The 15154-nt window shown below is 54.5% G+C and carries 14 protein-coding genes, 1 other RNA gene and 1 pseudogene; 8 read left to right on the forward strand and 8 right to left on the reverse strand.

Annotated features, from left to right (window positions below; genetic code table 11):
* Positions 1 to 52: 52 nt before the first annotated feature.
* Positions 53 to 177, forward strand: a non-coding RNA gene (locus AC3Y5R_RS23465) — RtT sRNA.
* 98 nt (positions 178 to 275) lie between these two features.
* Positions 276 to 620, forward strand: a complete 345-nt coding sequence (locus tag AC3Y5R_RS23470) for a FlxA-like family protein (protein WP_489923344.1) — start codon at positions 276 to 278, stop codon at positions 618 to 620.
* On the opposite strand, the gene AC3Y5R_RS23475 is transcribed toward AC3Y5R_RS23470, so the two are convergent.
* Complete coding sequence (locus AC3Y5R_RS23475; RefSeq protein WP_489923327.1) at positions 617 to 1537, reverse strand: LysR family transcriptional regulator; 921 nt, start codon at positions 1535 to 1537, stop codon at positions 617 to 619. The two genes, AC3Y5R_RS23470 and AC3Y5R_RS23475, sit on opposite strands and share 4 nt — an antisense overlap.
* Positions 1538 to 1633: 96 nt before the next feature.
* Between AC3Y5R_RS23475 and AC3Y5R_RS23480 the strand changes: the two genes are divergently transcribed.
* Positions 1634 to 2659, forward strand: coding sequence for a bile acid:sodium symporter family protein (locus tag AC3Y5R_RS23480; RefSeq protein WP_489923328.1), 1026 nt, complete (start codon positions 1634 to 1636; stop codon positions 2657 to 2659).
* A gap of 71 nt (positions 2660 to 2730) precedes the next feature.
* Here AC3Y5R_RS23480 and AC3Y5R_RS23485 read toward each other — a convergent pair whose 3' ends face one another.
* The 3 genes from AC3Y5R_RS23485 to zipA form a co-directional block, all read right to left on the reverse strand.
* Positions 2731 to 2946, reverse strand: a complete 216-nt coding sequence (locus AC3Y5R_RS23485; protein ID WP_158782560.1) for a DUF3820 family protein — start codon at positions 2944 to 2946, stop codon at positions 2731 to 2733.
* A 1-nt stretch (position 2947) separates the two neighbouring features.
* Positions 2948 to 4966: an NAD-dependent DNA ligase LigA gene (ligA, locus tag AC3Y5R_RS23490; protein WP_489923329.1), complete on the reverse strand. Its 2019-nt coding sequence runs from the start codon at positions 4964 to 4966 to the stop codon at positions 2948 to 2950.
* 78 nt (positions 4967 to 5044) lie between these two features.
* Positions 5045 to 6034 (reverse strand): cell division protein ZipA, encoded by a 990-nt coding sequence (gene zipA / locus AC3Y5R_RS23495; RefSeq protein ID WP_489923330.1) that lies wholly within the window; start codon positions 6032 to 6034, stop codon positions 5045 to 5047.
* 218 nt (positions 6035 to 6252) lie between these two features.
* Between zipA and cysZ the strand changes: the two genes are divergently transcribed.
* The 5 genes from cysZ (at position 6253) to crr (ending at position 11264) form a co-directional block, all read left to right on the forward strand.
* Positions 6253 to 7014: a sulfate transporter CysZ gene (cysZ, locus tag AC3Y5R_RS23500; RefSeq protein WP_489923331.1), complete on the forward strand. Its 762-nt coding sequence runs from the start codon at positions 6253 to 6255 to the stop codon at positions 7012 to 7014.
* A gap of 128 nt (positions 7015 to 7142) precedes the next feature.
* The gene (gene cysK / locus AC3Y5R_RS23505) at positions 7143 to 8114 is read left to right on the forward strand and encodes a cysteine synthase A (protein ID WP_158782564.1); all 972 of its coding nucleotides are present in this window, start codon (positions 7143 to 7145) and stop codon (positions 8112 to 8114) included.
* A 395-nt stretch (positions 8115 to 8509) separates the two neighbouring features.
* Positions 8510 to 8767 carry a phosphocarrier protein Hpr gene (gene ptsH, locus AC3Y5R_RS23510; RefSeq protein WP_034916267.1) on the forward strand — a complete coding sequence of 86 codons (258 nt, stop codon included), beginning with the start codon at positions 8510 to 8512 and terminating at the stop codon, positions 8765 to 8767.
* Positions 8768 to 8989: 222 nt separating this feature from the next.
* Entirely contained in the window at positions 8990 to 10717 is a 1728-nt protein-coding gene (gene ptsI / locus AC3Y5R_RS23515) for a phosphoenolpyruvate-protein phosphotransferase PtsI (protein ID WP_158782565.1), read from the forward strand.
* Between the two features lie 43 nt (positions 10718 to 10760).
* The gene (crr, locus tag AC3Y5R_RS23520) at positions 10761 to 11264 is read left to right on the forward strand and encodes a PTS glucose transporter subunit IIA (protein ID WP_489923332.1); all 504 of its coding nucleotides are present in this window, start codon (positions 10761 to 10763) and stop codon (positions 11262 to 11264) included.
* Between the two features lie 94 nt (positions 11265 to 11358).
* Here crr and AC3Y5R_RS23525 read toward each other — a convergent pair.
* The 4 genes and pseudogenes from AC3Y5R_RS23525 to cysM all read right to left on the reverse strand — a co-directional run bounded on the left by AC3Y5R_RS23525 (position 11359) and on the right by cysM (position 15144).
* Positions 11359 to 12055: pseudogene (locus AC3Y5R_RS23525) on the reverse strand (GntR family transcriptional regulator).
* A gap of 64 nt (positions 12056 to 12119) precedes the next feature.
* Positions 12120 to 13469, reverse strand: a complete 1350-nt coding sequence (locus AC3Y5R_RS23530; protein ID WP_158782568.1) for an ATP-binding protein — start codon at positions 13467 to 13469, stop codon at positions 12120 to 12122.
* Positions 13466 to 14146: a response regulator transcription factor gene (locus AC3Y5R_RS23535; RefSeq protein WP_489923333.1), complete on the reverse strand. Its 681-nt coding sequence runs from the start codon at positions 14144 to 14146 to the stop codon at positions 13466 to 13468. The genes AC3Y5R_RS23530 and AC3Y5R_RS23535 overlap by 4 nt, the downstream gene beginning before the upstream one ends.
* 116 nt (positions 14147 to 14262) lie before the next feature.
* Positions 14263 to 15144 (reverse strand): cysteine synthase CysM, encoded by an 882-nt coding sequence (gene cysM / locus AC3Y5R_RS23540; protein WP_489923334.1) that lies wholly within the window; start codon positions 15142 to 15144, stop codon positions 14263 to 14265.
* Between the last annotated feature and the right edge of the window lie 10 nt (positions 15145 to 15154).

Below are 15154 nucleotides of genomic sequence, written 5' to 3' on the forward strand. Positions count from 1 at the left end.
CGAATCCTGCACGACCCACCAATGTAGAAAGGCGCCCTAAAGGCGCCTTTTTGCTGTCTGCAATTCGGGCAGGGTTCGAACCTGCAGCAGGTCGAGTCGAACGAAGAGAGACAACGTTGCCAAAGGCAACGGCCCGAAGGGCGAGGCTTCAGCCGAGTCATCCTGCACGACCCACCAATGTAGAAAGGCGCCCTGGCCCTAATGACGCATCTTGTTATCAAGTTTTAGCCCAACATGCCGATAGCCATTATTGGCACATTAAAAAGGAGAAAATGATGACAACCATTACCAATACTGTTGCTTCCGGGAGTTCAAGCGGTAGTGGATCCACCTCGCAAATTGCCGGCCTTTATAAACAGATTTCTCAACTCCAGCAACAGATTAAAGACTTGAGCCAAAACTCGGGTATGGATGAAAAGGAAAAGCAAAAACAGCAGGTGATGATCCAGGCCCAGATCCAGATGATCGAATCTCAGATCGCCCAGATCGAACAGCAGCAGGCAGAAAAGGCAACAGAGAAGCAGAACGCTCAGAAAGAGTCGACGACGGCTGCTACCACTAAAGCTGCGGATGGCGTTAACCGTCCCACGGCAACCAACTCGCTGAACGTTTATATTTAAAACTCTGGCATGTTCTCGCGTTGTTGCGTCAGCAGGGCAGCCTGCTGGCGTACTTCCTGCCAGATGGCTTCAGCCGCTGGCGCCAGTGACCTGTTCCTGCGACGCACCAGCATAATAGTGCGATTAATTTCCGGTACCATTCTCCTGACCAGTAAGGGCCGTCCTTGCGGTAACGGCAACGCCAGCGCGGGAAGAATACTGATGCCAATCCCCGCCTCCACCATTGGATACAGCGTCGCCGGATGACCAATCTCCTGCACAATCTCTGCCTGAACCTGCTGAACCCGAAGCGCTTCATCAATCAGCACCCGGCTACCGGAAGCATAGTCCTGTAACACCAGTTGCCGGTTATTCAACATCTGCCAGCGAATAGTCTGCTGCCGCGCCAGTGGGTCATCCTGGCGGCACAGCAGCAGAAAAGGCTCATCGAGAATGGCCTCGCATTCAAAATCTTCTACCGGCAGTGGCCCGATAACGATGCCAAAGTCGACTTCCGCATTACGGATACTCTGCAACACCCACTGCTGGGGCCTGTCCCGCAACATTACCTTTATTTCAGGAAAATGCAGCTGACTGCCTGCCAGGCATTGCGGCATCAGGTGAGCGGAGATCGTCTGGCTCGCGGCAACCCGCACCGTGCCGCTGCGCTGCTGCCCGTAGCTACGCACATCCAGCAGGGTGGTGTTCAATTCTTCCAGCAACCGCTCAAGCCTGCTGGCAAGTTGCTCACCGGCTTCGGTCAGCAAGACTTCGCGGGTGGTGCGATCCAGCAGACGGATGCCCATCTCACTTTCCAGCTCTTTAATACTGTGGCTGACAGCAGACTGGCTGAGGCCAATCAGTTGTCCGGCCTGGCTGAAACTGCCCTGCTGAGCAACGGCGACAAACACACGAAGTTGACGAAGGCTGTAATTCATCGATTTTTTTCATATAAGAATTTAATAAATTAATTTTATTTCTAAACCCACCCGTCGCACAATAGCGCTATCGATTTTTTTAACCGGGCATTAACAATGCGTTTCTTTCGACTCGATCCCCTGATGGTCAAACTTATTATCACCGTACTGCTGGCCTCCTTCCTGCCTGCACGCGGTCATTTTGTCGATTTCTTTGAATGGCTGACTACCGCGGCCATCGCCCTGCTGTTCTTTATGCACGGTGCCAAATTGTCTCGCGAAAAAATTATCGCCGGTGGCAGTCACTGGCGTCTCCACCTGTGGGTCATGTTCAGCACCTTCGTGCTGTTCCCGATCCTCGGCCTGCTGTTCGTCTGGTGGCATCCTCTGCCGGTCAGTGCGGAAATCTATACCGGTTTTCTCTATCTGTGCATCCTCCCAGCCACCGTTCAGTCTGCCATCGCGCTGACGTCGCTTGCGGGGGGTAACGTGGCTGCCGCAGTTTGCAGCGCTTCGGCTTCCAGCCTGCTGGGCGTGTTTATTTCCCCCCTGCTGGTCGGGCTGGTGATGAACGTGCATAACGACGCTGCGGGCGGTAACCTGGAGCAAATTGGCAAAATCATGCTGCAGCTGCTGCTGCCGTTCGTGCTGGGACATATCTCCCGCCGCTGGATTGCCGGATGGGTGGAAAAACACCGTGGGCTGATTGGCAAAACCGACCAGGCCTCCATTCTGCTGGTGGTCTATTCTGCCTTCAGTGAGGCAGTGGTTAACGGTATCTGGCATCGCGTGGGGGCGGGTACCCTGCTCTATATCGTGGCTGGCAGCCTGGGTCTGCTGTTTGTTGTACTGCTCGTCAACCTGCTGGCCGCACGGATGTTCGGCTTTAACCGCCCGGATGAGATCACTATCCTGTTCTGTGGCTCCAAGAAAAGTCTGGCCAACGGCGTGCCGATGGCCAACATCCTGTTCCCTTCCGCATCAGTAGGGATCATCGTATTGCCGTTGATGATTTTCCATCAGGTACAGCTGATGATCTGTTCAGTGCTGGCACAACGCTATAAAAAAGCGGGTGAGAAGCTGGCAGAGAAACAGGTACAGGAAGGAAAACCAGGCAAAGCCATGGTCGAGTCGCAGAAATAAACGCTGACAGCGCCATCAGGATGGCGCTGATTGTTGCCGGACAGTACAGGCCTGTGAGCCGCTAAATTGAACTATGTCTTCTTTAGCGGCTTAACCAGCCCTTCAAGCCCTTCGATTTTAATCGCCAGCGTCAGCTGCATCAGTTCGCCCAGATGCCCCGCAGGGAATTCATCCTTGCGGGCGAACCATAGCAGGTAGGGTTCTGGCAGGTCGATCAATACCCGCCCTTTGTATTTGCCAAAGGGCATTTCGGTATTGGCTATCTCAATCAGATGCTCTTTTTCCATGTTAGTCATCCAGCAGTCGGATCATCTCAGCTTCGTCGATGACCGCAATCCCCAACTCCTGCGCTTTTGCCAGTTTCGATCCTGCCGCTTCTCCGGCAATCACCAGATCGGTTTTCTTTGACACGCTGCCGCTGACCTTCGCGCCCAGCGCGGTCAGGCGATCTTTCGCCTCATCACGCGACAAAATGGACAGCGAACCGGTCAGTACCACAGTTTTCCCGGCAAAGGGACTGTCAATCTCTTCGGCTTTTACCACCGTAACCGCAGGCCAGGTAATTTTAGCCACCTCAACCAGCTGGCGGATCACCTCGCGGTTACTCTCCTCAATCATGAAATTCCGGACATGCGCAGCGACAACGGTACCGACATCCTGCACCGCAATCAATGCTTCAAGATCCGCTTCCATAATCTTTTCCAGTGAGCCGAAATGTGCCGCAAGGTTTGCGGCGGTAGCTTCACCAACTTCGCTGATCCCCAGCGCGTAGAGGAAGCGGGCCAGCGTGGTCTGTCTGGCCTTCTCCAGCGCGTTAACCACATTCTGCGCCGACTTTGGCCCCATGCGGTCCAGGCCGGTCAATTTTCCCGCGGTGAGAGTGAACAGGTCCGCTGGCGTTTTGACGTACTCTTTCTCGACCAGTTGGTCGATGATTTTGTCGCCCATGCCATCCACATCCATCGCACGGCGTGAGACGAAATGCTTCAGCGCTCCCTTGCGTTGCGCACCACAGATAAGACCGCCGGTACAACGCGCAACCACCTCGCCTTCCACACGCTCAACGTCAGAGCCACAGACCGGACAATGGACAGGGAAAACAACTTCTCTGGCATCCTGCGGACGCTCTGCTTCGATCACACCCACCACCTGCGGGATCACATCCCCGGCACGGCGGATCATCACACGGTCGCCGATACGCAGCCCAAGACGATCGATCTCATCGGCGTTATGCAGCGTGGCGTTGCTGACCATCACGCCAGCGATCTGGACAGGCTCCAGACGAGCTACCGGAGTAATCGCGCCGGTGCGTCCTACCTGGAACTCCACGTCCCGTACCGTGGTCATCTGTTCCTGCGCCGGGAACTTAAAAGCCACGGCCCAGCGCGGCGCGCGGGCAACAAAACCCAGCTGTTCCTGCAGATCCTGCGAATCCACTTTGATCACCACGCCATCGATATCAAAACCGAGCGTGGCGCGATCCTCTTCGACCTCGCGGTAGAAGGCCAGCACTTCAGCAGAGGTATGGCACAGGCGGATACGATCGCTGACCGGCAGGCCCCAGGCTTTAAATTGCTGCAGGCGAGCCATATGGCTACGCGGCATCTCGCCGCCTTCAAGCAGGCCCAGGCCATAACAGAAAAAGGTCAACGGGCGTTTAGCGGTAATACGGGGATCGAGCTGTCGCAGCGAACCGGCGGCGGCATTACGCGGGTTAGCAAAAACTTTGCTGCCGGTGCGGCGTGCTTCTTCATTCAACGCTTCGAAGCCAGGCTGTGGCATAAACACTTCGCCACGAACCTCGATTCTTGCCGGAATATTATCACCACGCAGGCGCAGTGGAATGGCGCGAATGGTCCGGACGTTAGCGGTAATATTCTCACCGGTGGTGCCATCACCACGTGTTGCCGCCCGGACCAGCAGGCCATCTTCATACAGCAGGCTCACTGCCAGGCCATCCAGTTTCAACTCACAGCAGAAAGTGATGTCATCAGTGCTTTTCAGCCGATCCTGCACACGCTTATTGAACGCCAGGTAGCTCTCTTCATCAAAGGCGTTGTCCAGCGACAGCATCGGCACTTCATGGCGCACCTGCTCAAACGCGCTCAGTGGTGCTGCACCAACCCGCTGAGTTGGCGAGTCCGGGGTGATCAGCTCCGGGTGCGCCTCTTCCAGCTCACGCAGTTCACCCATCAGGCGGTCATATTCCGCATCCGGCACGGCAGGTTCGTCCAGCACGTGATACTGGTATTCGTAGTGGCGAAGCGTGGTTTGCAGGGCAGTAATTTTGTCTTGTAAGGATTCCATAGCGGCACCATAGCGATAAAAAACCCCCGACAGGCGGGGGTCTTGAATTCAGGAAATTTCGGACTCGTTAAGTGCGGATCAGGCGTTGGCCTCAATCACTTCACGAATGCGATTTTTATAGGTTTCCAGCTTCTGTGGCGTCATCATCCGGCGCTCATCATCCAGCACCACACCACCGACATCGTCAGCGATACGCTGGGCTGACTGCAGCATCAGCTTGAAGTTCTGATTCGCATCACCATAGGAGGGCACCATCATAAAGATAGAGATGCCAGGCGTAGAGAAATCAGTCATTTCATCCGGGTTGAAGGAGCCCGGTTTCACCATATTCGCCAGGCTGAACAGGACCGGGCCACTGCCCGCCGGGTTCAGGTGACGGTGGAAAATATTCATTTCCCCAAACTGGAAACCGGCCTGAAGAACGCCCTGCAGCAGGGCTTCACCGTTCAGTACACCACCGGCATGAGCGCCGACGTGGAGAACCAGTACGGTCTCTTTCAGGCGCTCCTGCACTGGAGCGGCAGCAGGCTGTGCGGCTTCTTCTTCCTCATCCGGATCTTCGACATACTCCAGCTCAGGTTCAGCCTGAGGCTGCTGAGCGACAGGAGCAGGACGAACTGGCTGAGGCGCAACTGGCTGACGCGGTGCTTCCTGCGGTGAACGACGAACCGGCTCTTGATCAAACTCCGGCTCTGGCGCATGTGGCAACTCCCCCCCGAAAAGAGGATCCAGTTCAGGCTGTTCATCAACCTGCGGCTGATGGCGAACCGGTTCCGGTTGAGCGCGCGGTTTTGACGGACGCGGTGGCGCTTCGTCCCGGTCAAACGCCCCTACAGCAGGTTCATCATCTTCTTCCACACGCGAGCGGGTACGCTGAACACGCACTTCACCAACGCCATCTTCGACGTCGTCAGGCGACTCTTCTCTATGCTGTTTTAAACGTTTATGAGGACGATCGCGAAAAACGGATGAGCGCTCTTTACGGCTGGTCCACAGGCCGTGAAGAAGAAGCGCTATTATAGCGATCGCGCCAACAACGATTAATATCAGACGCAAATCCTGCATCATTGTATTCTCTGTTGTTCCAATACCTTGCCACCGCGGCAAACTTTATCCTCTAACTGTATTTGCCCAGGTTAACAAGTGCAAGTCCGTGCAGTATTTTCTGACAAATAAGCGTGGGTCGACACGGTTTTTTGCTGTTTTTTCGTCCAAAACCCCACTGGTCAGCGTAAATGGCTGAGTTATGATAGCGTCGCAAGGTCGCAATTTGAGGAAAGCAGGACATGATCCAATCCCCTACTCCACCATCTGCCAATGGTATCCACTATTTTTCCCAGGGCTGGAAGCTGATCCGCCTGCCGGGTATCCGACGTTTCGTTATCATCCCTTTGTTGGTGAACATTCTGCTGATGGGGGGCGCTTTTATCTGGCTGTTCTGGCAATTGGGCAACTGGATGCCCGCGCTGATGTCTTACGTGCCTGGCTGGCTACAGTGGCTCAGCTATCTGCTGTGGCCACTGACGGTGATCTCCATTCTGCTGGTGTTCAGCTATTTTTTCTCAACCGTCGCTAACTGGATAGCCGCGCCGTTCTGCGGGCTGCTGGCGGAACAACTTGAAGGCAGGCTGACGGGCAAACCGCTGCCAGACAGTGGCTGGGCTGGCATGGTGAAAGATCTGCCCCGCATCATGAAGCGAGAGTGGCAGAAACTGGCATGGTATCTGCCAAGGGCAGTTGTTTTACTGCTGCTCTATTTCATTCCCGGTTTTGGTCAGACGGTGGCACCGTTGTTGTGGTTCCTGTTCAGCGCCTGGATGCTGGCTATCCAGTACTGTGATTACCCCTTTGATAACCACAAAGTGAGCTTCCGTGAGATGCGCAGTGCGCTTAAAAGACACAAAACCGACAACATGCAGTTTGGCGCGCTGGTGAGTTTGTTTACGATGATTCCGATTCTTAACCTGGCGATCATGCCAGTGGCCGTTTGTGGTGCCACGGCGATGTGGGTTGACCGTTACCGCAGTACGCTGGGCCGGGTGAATTAAGGCTTATGCCTTTTGATTAGCCCTTATTGCTGCATAACATATATATATACGATTTCTTTACTTCCAGGAAAAACTCAACGGGGTATGCTCTTAGCGTTCCCAATATTTCATACAGTTAAGGACGGGCTATGAGCAAGATCTACGAAGACAACTCGTTAACAATCGGTCATACGCCGCTGGTTCGACTGAACCGCATCGGTAACGGTCGCATTCTGGCAAAAGTGGAATCCCGCAACCCCAGCTTCAGCGTTAAATGCCGTATCGGTGCCAATATGATTTGGGACGCGGAGAAACGTGGCATTCTGAAACCGGGCGTGGAACTGGTTGAGCCAACCAGTGGTAACACCGGGATTGCGCTGGCCTATGTGGCAGCAGCGCGTGGCTACAAGCTGACCCTGACTATGCCGGAAACCATGAGCGTTGAGCGCCGCAAGCTGCTGAAAGCGCTGGGCGCAAACCTGGTGCTGACCGAAGGTGCGAAAGGCATGAAAGGCGCCATCGCTAAAGCGGAAGAGATTGTCGCCAGCGATCCGGACAAATTTGTGCTGCTGCAGCAATTCAGCAATCCGGCAAACCCGGAAATCCATGAAAAAACCACCGGCCCTGAAATCTGGGAAGATACCGACGGTGAAGTGGACGTGTTTATCGCTGGTGTGGGTACCGGGGGTACGCTGACCGGCGTCAGCCGTTACATCAAAAACACCAAAGGGAAGAAAGAGTTGATCACCGTGGCCGTGGAGCCAACGGATTCTCCGGTTATCGCTCAGGCGCTGGCGGGTGAAGAGATCAAACCTGGCCCACACAAAATTCAGGGCATCGGCGCAGGGTTCATCCCGGGTAACCTGGATCTGAATCTGGTCGACCGCGTGGTGGCTATCACCAATGAAGAGTCAATTTCTACTGCCCGTCGTCTGATGGAAGAAGAAGGCATTCTGGCCGGGATTTCTTCCGGTGCTGCCGTTGCGGCCGCGCTGAAATTACAGGAAGACGAAGCCTTCGCGAACAAGAATATTGTGGTGATCCTGCCCTCTTCTGGCGAGCGTTACCTGAGTACTGCTCTGTTCGCCGATCTCTTCACTGAGAAAGAATTGCAACAGTAACGCCATTAGTGCGGATTAGTCTAAAAAAGCACCCAAACGGGTGCTTTTTTGTGGACTACATCAAACTTTTGTCACCCTGTAGATTGCTTTTACCCGTGACAGTCTGGTATCTAAGCACCCAATTATTTCGATCCACAAAATTAATCGCTGCGTGAAATGGATCAAGCTGAATCGATTTACTGGTTTGGCGCGGCAACGCAAATCGCGGCATAATGGGATAGGGAAACGCGAGTCCGAAATCACCGGTTTTAGCCCGTCGCCTCCCGACCTTTTACCAGCGCATTTTTTGGCGCGTCTTCGTACGCAGGCCAGCGCGACACATCCAGGCTAAAGTCATGCCACCAGGCTAGACTTTAGAACGACAACACCAAACCAAATTAAGTTGGGGAAACATAATGTTCCAGCAAGAAGTTACCATTACCGCACCTAACGGTCTGCACACCCGCCCTGCTGCTCAGTTCGTGAAAGAAGCTAAAGCCTTTGCCTCTGAAATCACCGTGACCTCTAACGGTAAATCAGCCAGCGCAAAAAGCCTGTTCAAGCTGCAGACTCTGGGTCTGACTCAGGGCACCGTAGTGACCCTGTCTGCGGAAGGTGAAGACGAGCAGAAAGCCGTTGAGCACCTGGTCAAACTGATGGCAGAGCTCGAATAAGCGCCTTTTTTCACGCGCGGCCTTTCAGGCAAATTTTTGCAAACATATTGATCGCGGACAGAATGTCCGCGTTGTTGCTTTCGTAAAGTACCCCACGGTGCCAGACGACTGTAGTCAGCGTGTTGCAATCATCATTTGCGTGACCGGCTCGCTGAGTGGATTTGGCCGACAGTTTCCGGAACGATTGCCCTGGCAGTCGACCGTTATTAAAAAGGTAGGGTTATGATTTCAGGCATTTTAGCATCACCGGGCATCGCTTTTGGTAAAGCGCTTCTGCTGAAAGAAGATGAGATAGTCATCAACCGGAAAAAGATTTCTGCCGACCAGGTTGAGCAGGAAGTTCAGCGTTTTCTTGATGGTCGTAGCAAAGCTGCCGCGCAGCTGGAAGCGATCAAAATCAAAGCCGGAGAAACTTTCGGTGAAGAGAAAGAAGCCATCTTCGAAGGCCACATTATGTTGCTGGAAGATGAAGAGCTGGAACAGGAAATCATAGCCCTGATTAAAGACGATCTGGCTTCTGCCGACGCGGCCGCTTTCTCTGTGATTGAAGGCCAGGCCAAGGCGCTGGAAGAGCTGGATGACGAATACCTGAAAGAGCGTGCGGCTGACGTACGCGACATCGGTAAGCGTTTGCTGCAGAACATTCTGGGCCTGCACATTGTTGACCTCAGCGCTATCGCTGATGAGGTGCTGCTGGTTGCAAAAGATCTCACGCCATCAGAGACCGCACAGCTTAACCTGGACAAGGTGCTGGGCTTTATTACCGATCTGGGTGGCAGGACTTCTCACACCTCGATCATGGCACGCTCTCTGGAGTTGCCAGCCATCGTCGGTACCGGCGATGTCACCACTCAGGTCAAGAACGGCGATTTTCTGATCCTCGACGGCGTAAATAACAACATTTACGTGAATCCGTCTCAGGACAAAATCGACGAACTGAAGGCGATCCACAATCAGTACGTGACCGAGAAAAACGACCTCGCCAAACTGAAGGATCTGCCAGCCATCACGCTGGACGGCCATCAGGTGGAAGTGTGCGCCAACATAGGTACCGTGCGTGACGTCGCAGGCGCAGAGCGTAACGGCGCCGAAGGTGTCGGCCTGTACCGTACTGAATTCCTGTTTATGGACCGCGATGCTCTGCCGACCGAAGAAGAGCAGTTCCAGGCCTATAAAGCCGTGGCGGAAGCCATGGGTCAGCAGGCGGTGATCGTACGCACCATGGATATCGGTGGTGACAAAGATCTGCCGTACATGAACCTGCCAAAAGAAGACAACCCGTTCCTCGGCTGGCGTGCAATCCGTATCGCCATGGACCGTCCGGAAATTCTGCATGCTCAGCTGCGCGCTATCCTGCGTGCCTCTGCCTTTGGCAAGCTGCGCATCATGTTCCCGATGGTAATCTCCGTGGAAGAAGTCCGCACGCTGAAAGCCGAGCTGGAAAAACTGAAAGCGCAGCTGCGCGAAGAAGGCAAAGCCTTTGACGAGAGCATTGAGGCCGGCATTATGGTGGAAACACCTGCTTCAGCCGCAATTGCCCACCATCTGGCTAAAGAAGTCGATTTCTTCAGTATCGGCACCAACGACCTGACCCAGTACACGCTGGCGGTGGACCGTGGTAACGACCTGATCTCTCATCTGTACAACCCAATGACCCCATCGGTGCTGACGCTGATCAAGCAAGTTATTGATGCATCTCATGCTGAAGGCAAATGGACCGGCATGTGTGGTGAGCTGGCTGGCGATGAACGTGCTACACTACTGTTACTGGGAATGGGGCTGGACGAATTCAGCATGAGTGCCATTTCTATCCCGCGCATCAAGAAAATCATTCGGAATACGAATTTCGAAGATGCGAAGGCATTAGCGGAGCAGGCTCTGGCTCAACCGACAGCGGAAGAGTTAATGAACCTGGTCAACAAGTTCATTGAAGAAAAAACACTCTGCTGATATCTGGTGACGCTGGCCCAAAATTACTGCTTAGGAGAAGATCATGGGTTTGTTTTCAAAACTTTTTGGCAATAATTCAGATACCGCATCTGGAGCCATTGAGATCGTAGCACCGCTGTCCGGTGAAATCGTCAATATCGAAGACGTACCGGATGTGGTGTTTGCGGAGAAAATTGTTGGCGACGGTATCGCTATCAAACCTACTGGCAATAAAATGGTAGCGCCGGTCGATGGCACCATCGGTAAAATCTTCGAAACCAATCATGCCTTTTCCATCGAGTCTGACAACGGCATTGAGCTGTTTGTCCACTTCGGCATTGATACGGTTGAGCTGAAAGGCGAAGGTTTCAAGCGTATCGCTGAAGAAGGGCAGAAAGTGAAGAAAGGTGACGTGGTCATCGAATTCGATCTGCCGCTGCTCGAAGAAAAAGCGAAATCTACGCTGACGCCGGTTGTGATCTCGAACATGGATGAGATCAAAGAGCTGGTGAAACTGACTGGTAGCGTGATCGTGGGCGAAACCCCGGTTATCCGCATCAGAAAGTAATCCGCGAAAGCCTGCTGAAGCCTTCTGAGTAATCAGGGGGCTTTTTTTATGCCTGCGGATCGGGTTTCAGCCTGATGTCCGACATCTGGTACGTTCAGCTGAATGTGCCCAGCGCATCACGCAGGCTCAGAGAATCCGCAACGGTTTCCTTCAGATCCAGCTGCTGTTCCAGTTCATCCAGATGCTCAATCATCGCCGCCTGAGCTTTCATCAGATCCCCGGCCTGCAATGCCGTGACAATCTGACTATGTTCATCGCACTGGCAGGATGGGATATCGTTACGTTGGTACAGCGCGACAATCAGCGAGCTGCGCACCATCAGGTTAGCGAGGATTTCACTGAGTACCTTATTGCCGCTGATGTTGGCCAACAGCAGGTGAAACTGACTCAGTTCGCGAACGATCTCACGACGGTCCGCACGTTCGATGGCGCTCTTTTCAGCCTGCTGCTGGGCAGCCAGTTCGTTCTGACAGCGAACCATTTCCTGAGGCGTAATACAGGAAATAATCGCGCTTTCGATGGCGCGGCGGGCAATGAAAATTTCGCGGGCTTCACTGGCTTCAGGCCGGGCAACCATGGCACCACGGTTAGGCTCAATGGTCACAATATGCGCCAGCGCCATTCTCTGCAGGGCAGCCTGAACGTGATTACGGTTGGCCCCCAAGTACCTCAACAATTTGCGCCTCAATCAGCCGCATCCCCGGCTTCAGGCGATGCTGGGCAATCGCCACCGACAAGGCTTCAACAATACGCTGAACTTCCTGTTGCTTACTGGGAGCAACTCTACTCATTCCCTACCTCACGAACGTAAACACAAACGCTTTCAGCCGGGAATAATAGCATCGGCTGGCACTGTTAAACCACCCAATGTGGCAGACGAAGCGTCAGTTCCAGCCCGCCATCCTTCCCGTTGACAGCGCTCACTTCTCCCTGATGAGCCAGCAATACCTTGCGGACAATTGATAATCCCAGCCCGTAACCTTTTCCGGAAAGTGGCGAATTGACCCGCACAAAAGGGTCAAAAATACTGGAAAGTTTATCGGCATCCACGCCCGGCCCCTGGTCGCTGACGCTGATGGTCAGCCAGCCATTTTCCTGACGCAGTGAGATTTTCACCTGCTGCCCCTGCCGGGAAAAACGCAGGGCGTTACGCACCACGTTCTCTACCGCCGAGCGAATTAAATTCGCTTCCCCTTTGACCGTATAGTCCGTGTTTTTATCGGCAAAAAGCAGAATTTCCACACCCGGGATTTGCGCTTCATAACGGGCATCGTTGGCGACGGCTTCCAGCAGGCCAAGCAGATCGAAATACTGTTCATCCGGCAGGGTCTGGTGTTCGGTGCGCGACAGGGTCAGTAGCTCACCGATCATTTTATCCAGCCTGCGGGCTTCTTCATCAATACGATCCAGCGACTGTCCAACCGACTCTGGCGTCTGCCTTGCCAATCCGGTTGCCAGCTGCAGGCGGGCAAGCGGCGAACGCAGCTCATGGGAGACATCATGCAACAGCTCTTCACGCGCTTTCACCAGCACCGAAAGACGCTCCACCATGGAATCAAAATCCTGCGCCACTACTGACAGCTCGTCGTGACGGCGGCGCATCTGCGGGAACAGGCGCACCGAGAGATCGCCCTTTGACACGCGGTCGAACCCTGCACGCAGTTGGCGCATCGGTCTGGTCAGGTTCCACGCGAGGAACAGGCTGAACAACAGTCCCCCTCCCCCACCGATAAACAGAAACGGCTCCGGCACGTTCAGGAAGCTGCGACGTGGGCCACCCATTTTGCTGTCCTCACGCAGGCCCTGCACGTCATAGCGTAACTGGTATTGCAAACCATCAGCCCCCGTCACCCATTCAATCACCTCTTTGGGGAATTCGCCGGGCCGTAAGTCCCGGTCGAGGTCACCACGCGGCAGTTCCTGAGGCGGTTTCTGCATCAGCTGGACCGAAAAAAAGCGGCGGTCGCTCTGGGACCAGTCCGCCATCATATCATTCAGCGCATCCATCCCTCCCCGCTGCAGGACGGAAACGGCCGAGGTCATCTGCAGATTGACGATGCGGCGTGCCGTCAGGTTTTCCGGCGGCTCATGATGTTTGCCATACAGCTGGAAGCCGAGCCATAACAGCTGGCTCATGATCAGAAACGTCAGCCAGAATCCCAGCAGGATTTTCCAGAACAGAAAACCACGGAATCCTGCTTTCATCGGATGCGATAGCCTATGCTGCGCACCGTTTCAATGGTGATGGTGTCGCGGGTCAGTGCGGCCAGCTTCTGTCGGATATTGCTGATGTGTACGTCCACGCTGCGATCGTAAGCTTCACGCGGGCGGCCCAGTCCTTTTTCCGACAGCTCATCTTTTGACACCACGCGATCGGATGAGCGCAGCAGCAGATCCAGCAAGTTAAACTCGGAGGCGGTTAAGTCGAAGGGCTGCTTTTTCCACTCGCTGATGCGGGTGGCCGGATTCAGGGTCAGTTCTCCCCAGCAGGCCAGTTCTTTGCTCTCAACAATCACCGGCTGCTCTTCAACGCGGCGCAGCACGGCACGCAGACGAGCCACCAGTTCACGCGGGTAACACGGTTTTGGCACGTAGTCATCCGCGCCCATTTCCAGCCCGATTACGCGGTCGATATTATCGCCTTTGGCCGTGAGCATAATCACCGGCAAGCGGCAGTTCTGGCGCACCTGTCGCAGCACGTCAATGCCGCTCATGTCCGGCAGCATGATGTCCAGAATCATCGCGCTGTATTCGCCCGACATGCCTCCCTCAATCCCTGCCTTGCCGCTCAGTACCAGCGTGGCATCAAACCCCTCGGCTATCAGATACTGGCTGAGCATGGTGCCCAGCTCCAGATCGTCATCGACCAGTAAAATTTTCATGCGCAATCTCTCAGTGAAGTAGCCGCTATTTTCACCCGGCGCGGGAAGATTCGCAGCCTGTTTTACCTAATCCTTACAGTGCAGGAATTAGCCTTCATCTCCTGATGAGTTAAGCTTCAACCCTGGTAAACGCCGGTCGATAAATAACGATCTCCGCGATCGCAAATTATTGCCACAATAATGCTGCCGGGCTGCTCCTGCGCAATCTGTATGGCTCCCGCGACCGCGCCACCTGAACTGACGCCGCAGAAAATACCCTCACGCTGAGCCAGTAACCGCATGGTTTCCTCTGCTGTTGCCTGACTCATATCAATCACCCGGTCCACCAGCTCAGGGCGGTAAATGCCCGGCAGATAGGCGACGGGCCAGCGGCGGATCCCTGTAATGCTGCTACCTTCGTCGGGCTGCAGGCCAACGATTTGCACTCTGTCGCTCTGCTCTTTCAGATAGCGTCCCACACCGGTGATAGTGCCGGTTGTCCCCATGCTGGAGACAAAGTGCGTCAGCTTACCGGCCGACTGCTGCCAGATTTCCGGCCCAGTGGAGAGGTAATGGCCCAGCGGATTATCAGGATTGTTGAACTGGTCCAGCACTTTACCTTCACCACGCGCCTGCATCTCTTTTGCCAGGTCGCGGGAGCCTTCCATCCCCAGTTCACGGCTGACGAGGATCAGTTCGGCACCGTAGGCGCGCATTGCCGCCTGGCGCTCGATACTCATATTCTCCGGCATCAGCAGCTTCAGGGTATACCCTTTCATTGCCGCAATCATCGCCAGCGCGATACCGGTATTGCCACTTGTTGCTTCGATCAGCACGTCGCCCGGCCGGATCTCACCGCGCTGCTCGGCTTGCTGTATCATCGACAAAGCGGCGCGATCTTTCACCGAACCGGCGGGATTATTCCCTTCAAGCTTCAGCCAGATTTCACTGCAGGATGGCGCAAGCCGCTGCAATTTGATCAGCGGCGTGTTACCGATGGTGTTTTCAAGCGTTGTCACAGTGTGATTT

Source organism: Erwinia sp. 009765445, from assembly GCF_058137865.1.

Excerpts from the sequence above, each read along its gene's own strand:
- AC3Y5R_RS23470 (WP_489923344.1), top strand. The coding sequence starts at position 276 with ATGACAACCATTACCAATACTGTTGCTTCCGGGAGTTCAAGCGGTAGT.
- AC3Y5R_RS23475 (WP_489923327.1), bottom strand. The coding sequence starts at position 1,537 with ATGAATTACAGCCTTCGTCAACTTCGTGTGTTTGTCGCCGTTGCTCAG.
- AC3Y5R_RS23480 (WP_489923328.1), top strand. The coding sequence starts at position 1,634 with ATGCGTTTCTTTCGACTCGATCCCCTGATGGTCAAACTTATTATCACC.
- AC3Y5R_RS23485 (WP_158782560.1), bottom strand. The coding sequence starts at position 2,946 with ATGGAAAAAGAGCATCTGATTGAGATAGCCAATACCGAAATGCCCTTT.
- ligA (WP_489923329.1), bottom strand. The coding sequence starts at position 4,966 with ATGGAATCCTTACAAGACAAAATTACTGCCCTGCAAACCACGCTTCGC.
- zipA (WP_489923330.1), bottom strand. The coding sequence starts at position 6,034 with ATGATGCAGGATTTGCGTCTGATATTAATCGTTGTTGGCGCGATCGCT.
- cysZ (WP_489923331.1), top strand. The coding sequence starts at position 6,253 with ATGATCCAATCCCCTACTCCACCATCTGCCAATGGTATCCACTATTTT.
- cysK (WP_158782564.1), top strand. The coding sequence starts at position 7,143 with ATGAGCAAGATCTACGAAGACAACTCGTTAACAATCGGTCATACGCCG.
- ptsH (WP_034916267.1), top strand. The coding sequence starts at position 8,510 with ATGTTCCAGCAAGAAGTTACCATTACCGCACCTAACGGTCTGCACACC.
- ptsI (WP_158782565.1), top strand. The coding sequence starts at position 8,990 with ATGATTTCAGGCATTTTAGCATCACCGGGCATCGCTTTTGGTAAAGCG.
- crr (WP_489923332.1), top strand. The coding sequence starts at position 10,761 with ATGGGTTTGTTTTCAAAACTTTTTGGCAATAATTCAGATACCGCATCT.
- AC3Y5R_RS23530 (WP_158782568.1), bottom strand. The coding sequence starts at position 13,469 with ATGAAAGCAGGATTCCGTGGTTTTCTGTTCTGGAAAATCCTGCTGGGA.
- AC3Y5R_RS23535 (WP_489923333.1), bottom strand. The coding sequence starts at position 14,146 with ATGAAAATTTTACTGGTCGATGACGATCTGGAGCTGGGCACCATGCTC.